The organism is uncultured Campylobacter sp. (assembly GCF_938045405.1).
Lineage (GTDB): Bacteria > Campylobacterota > Campylobacteria > Campylobacterales > Campylobacteraceae > Campylobacter_B.
Genome location: NZ_CALIMW010000078.1, coordinates 1 through 4,001, shown reverse-complemented (window position 1 = coordinate 4,001; position 4,001 = coordinate 1). Strand labels below are relative to the sequence as shown.

Sequence of the window (4,001 nt, the reverse complement as noted above, 5' to 3'; positions counted from 1 at the left end):
CAGGTGCTCGTGTGGAGCGATATGTGTGGATTTTTCACGGAGTTTCGGCCGAAATTCGTTAAGCGCTATTTAGACGGCGCTGCGCTGGTAAAAGGCGCGGTGCGCGAATACGCGCGCGAAGTCAAAGAGGGGAGCTTTCCGAGCGAGGAGTTTGAATATAAGCAATAACGGGATTTTGGGCTAAATTTTAAAAATTTATATATTCTAAAACCAATAAATAAAAGGAGCATAGATGAAAGTCAAAGCAGCTAACGATAAAACTTTAAAAGTATTTAAAAGCGGCAACTCCTTAGCGCTTCGTATCCCGAAATATCCAAATTTGGAGGGCGTTAAGGAGCTTGTGATAAAAGAGCTTAGTGATACCGAAATAACGCTTAGCATCCCCAAACGTAGCGGCGAGTGGGATGGATTGCTTGCGACGCTGGCAAAATTTAAAGACGCTGAGATCAAGCGCGGCAAACAGATCCCGAGCGAGCGCGAGTTTGGATTTGATAAATGATCGTTTTAGATACGAATATTTGTATATATTTGATAAATAATGACGAAAAATACGCTCCTAAAATACTCGATCGTCTGACAAAACACCAAAGATCGGATATTTTTATCTCGCTTATTACCGTTGCCGAGCTGAGATTTGGTGCGGAAAATTCCAAGCGCAAAGAGTTAAATTTACGGCTAATAGACGAGTTTATCTCAAATTTTAACATTTTACCATTTGGCATGCGCGATGCTCAGGTATATGGTGTGTGCGCCGCGAACTAACGGCTGTTAATCGCAAAATAGGCGACATGGATATGTTGATCGCTGCGAATGCCCTATCGCGCGGCTGCACGCTCGTTACGAATAACGAAAAAGATTTCAAAAATATAAGCGGACTTAAAATAGAAAATTGGACGTAAATTTGAAATTTTAAAATTTACGCTGCACGGCGGGCGTTTAAATTTTGCTCTCGTCGCAAATTAATCGTCACGCCTAAACGGCTTATAAAATTTAAGGAGAAAATTTGGCTAAAGCTTTAAAAACCTTCATAGCCGCAGTTCTGGGTTTGCTCTTTTGTGTAAAGGTACTGCCGATTTTGGCGGTATTTTTTGCGTTTAATTCTTTCTTTGATAAAGATGATATGGAGCTGGATAAAGCCCCGTTAATACAAAATTACGAGCAAAATCGCGAGAAATTTCTAGACCTGTTAGCTTTTGCAGGTCGCAACTTCCCCAAAAATTTGCGCGTTACGATCCAGAGCACCTATGTTGATGAGTATATTTGGATCGATTTGGACGGCAATGAGACGAAATTTTATTCAAATTCCATTTTCAGAGATAATGCGCCGAGTATCGGCGATGGGCTAAAGCTCATCGGCTGGGACAAAAAGACGTTTGCAGAGCTAAAATCAAAGCTCGCGGCGATAAACGCTAGAACCATCGTGCTAAATAGAAGCGGCGATAGCGGGGTGCCTTGGGCGGAGATCACCTACCGATACGTGGAGCACTTCACCGATAGCTATCAGTTTTATGTCCTGGATAGTCCGAAACTCGCCGAGCTATATGCCAAGGGCTGCTCGAAAAAATTTCAAAGCGACGGCGTAGTGTTTTTATTCGAAAACACAATGTCTGGCTCATATAGAGCGTTCTGTAGTGGCGACGACGATAATAAGAACTTTTTGATCGAAAAGCACGATTTGTAGAACTAGGCTCGCGCAAGAAAAATTTGGCGCCTTAATTTATGGCGCGATCGATAAGGCGTCGTGAGATTGCGCGGCTAAATTTAACCGTACGTTTGACGCTAAATTCCATCGCGCAAACAAAATTTAATCGTGCGGTTTGTCGTTAAATTCTGCCGCGGGAGCGAACTTAATTGCACGTCCGCCGCTAAATAGTCGCGTAAGCTCTCGCTAAGCTCGACGTAAAATTTTAAGCCCAAGGCTTTCTGCTCCGAGTTCTGCGCGACTGCGAGATACAAACTCCGCGCGAAATTTTACCTAGCCACGCAAGCGCGTAAAGCAGAATTCTGCATAAAATTCTACGCAGAATTTCTTGCGAAATTTTAACTGACTATACGAGATGGAATTCTGGCTAGCTGCGTACCGCGAAGCTTGAAGCGCAGATTTTAACTCTCGCTGCCGCAAAAACAAAATCCGCATTAAAATTCTATGAGGTAAAATTTCGCTGCAAAATTCCAGGCACCGAATTTAATATCTTAAAATTCCAGTGCCAAATTTCACGTCGCAAAATCCTGCGCGTATTTTTCAAACGGCTAAATTTTACTTCATAAATTCACCGCAAAATTTCGCACCGCCGCTCCGTAATCGCACTCGCGAACGCCAAGGTCTTAAATTCTGCGAGATCAAAATTCTACGCGCTAAATTCCGCGCCGTAAAATTTAGCGCAGTTAGCGACCCGCGCGCTGTTTGGGAGCCACTACGACAAAATTTCACACTTAAGGCATAGCGGGCGTAGCGGCATGAGCATAGCCTTAAAACGTCGCGCTAAAATTTCGCAGTCTTTTGCGACGGGTGCTCTGCTTTTTAGCCCCAGCCCTAAACGCGTACCGTAAAATTCTGCGCGGCAAATTTTATTCCGCCCGCAAAGATCCGTCCCTTTAAAATTGTCAAAATTTAGCCATTTTTCGCTACACTTGCTAAAATTTTAAAAACGATTAAAGAGAGATTATGGACAGAATTGTAGAGATCGAAAAGATGCAGCTCGATGAGAGCGTGGAGAGCTCGCTGCGCCCGTCGAGCTTCGAGGATTACGTGGGGCAAGAGAAGATCAAATCAAACCTCGCTATCGCGATCGCCGCGGCGAAAAAGCGCGCCGACGTGCTCGATCACGTGCTTTTCTACGGGCCGCCCGGGCTCGGCAAAACCACGCTGGCACACATCATCGCCGCTCAGATGGGCGCCGCTATCAAGGTCACCGCCGCGCCGATGATCGAAAAGGCGGGCGATCTGGCGGCGATTTTAACGAACCTGCAAAGCGGCGACGTGCTTTTCATTGACGAGATCCACCGCCTAAGCCCCGCGATCGAGGAGGTGCTGTATTCGGCGATGGAGGACTTCCGCCTCGACATCATCATCGGCTCGGGCCCCGCCGCGCAGACTATCAAGATCGACATTCCGCACTTTACGCTCATCGGCGCCACGACGCGAGCGGGCATGATCTCCGCGCCGCTGCGGGATCGCTTCGGCATGCAGTTTCGCTTGCAGTTTTACACGCACGCCGAGCTTGCGCGGATAGTGCAGATCGCTTCTGTTAAACTCGGGAAGGAGAGCGCAGCCGACGCCAGCGCCGAGATCGCGCGTCGCTCCCGCGGTACTCCGCGTATTGCGCTGAGGTTGCTGCGCCGCATACGCGATTTTGCCGAGGTGCGCGACGAGGGCGCTATCTCGCACGATCGAGCACGCGAAGGGCTTGAGGCGCTGGGCGTGGACGAGCAGGGCTTTGACGAGATGGATATAAAATATTTGGAAATTTTATTTGACGCCAAGCGCCGTGCCTTGGGGCTTAGCACGATCGCGGCGGCGCTTAGCGAGGATGAGGGCACGATCGAGGACGTCATCGAGCCCTATCTGCTCGCTAACGGCTACATCGAAAAGACCGCCAAAGGCCGCATCGCAACCGATAAGGCGCGCGAGGCGCTCGGTCGCGTGCTAAAGGCCGCGGAGAGAAATCTGTTTGAGGAGTGATCTGCGGGTTTAAAATTTAATCGGGCTTTGCGGGTCTCTTGCGGTGTGTTTACGTCGCGCGCCGCCTATGGGTTATTGCTAGGCGGGTGCTTGGGCGTACACTTTGTGTCAGCCCGCCGCCTTTAGTCTTTTAAATTTTACTTCGAAATTTTAATAAACACACCCGTTGCGTCGTCGCGCGCTGTATGTGCGAGAACGCTGCTCGTAAATTCTATGAAATTTCAAAATTTAATCGAAATCTGATAAAAAAATTTATAAAATAGCTCATCAAATTTCAAAAGGATAAAATTTGCCGACGCCAAAAGACAACGCCGCAAGC

Annotated in this window: 5 protein-coding genes; all 5 read left to right on the top strand. The window is 47.7% G+C overall.

What is annotated here, in order from left to right; translation table 11 throughout:
- Window positions 1–168, top strand: a 168-nt coding sequence (locus Q0140_RS03060) for a 3-methyl-2-oxobutanoate hydroxymethyltransferase (RefSeq protein WP_297961730.1), incomplete at its 5' end; no start/stop codon positions are given.
- 64 nt (window positions 169–232) lie between these two features.
- Window positions 233–499: a hypothetical protein gene (locus tag Q0140_RS03055; protein WP_297961727.1), complete on the top strand. Its 267-nt coding sequence runs from the start codon at window positions 233–235 to the stop codon at window positions 497–499.
- A complete protein-coding gene (locus Q0140_RS03050; protein WP_297961724.1) occupies window positions 496–762 on the top strand; it encodes a type II toxin-antitoxin system VapC family toxin in 267 nt (88 codons plus the stop codon). Before Q0140_RS03055 ends, Q0140_RS03050 begins: the two co-directional genes overlap by 4 nt.
- 241 nt (window positions 763–1,003) lie before the next feature.
- The gene (locus Q0140_RS03045; RefSeq protein ID WP_297961721.1) at window positions 1,004–1,681 is read left to right on the top strand and encodes a hypothetical protein; all 678 of its coding nucleotides are present in this window, start codon (window positions 1,004–1,006) and stop codon (window positions 1,679–1,681) included.
- Window positions 1,682–2,665: 984 nt separating this feature from the next.
- Window positions 2,666–3,682 (top strand): Holliday junction branch migration DNA helicase RuvB, encoded by a 1,017-nt coding sequence (gene ruvB, locus Q0140_RS03040; RefSeq protein WP_297961718.1) that lies wholly within the window; start codon window positions 2,666–2,668, stop codon window positions 3,680–3,682.
- The last annotated feature ends 319 nt before the right edge of the window (window positions 3,683–4,001 follow it).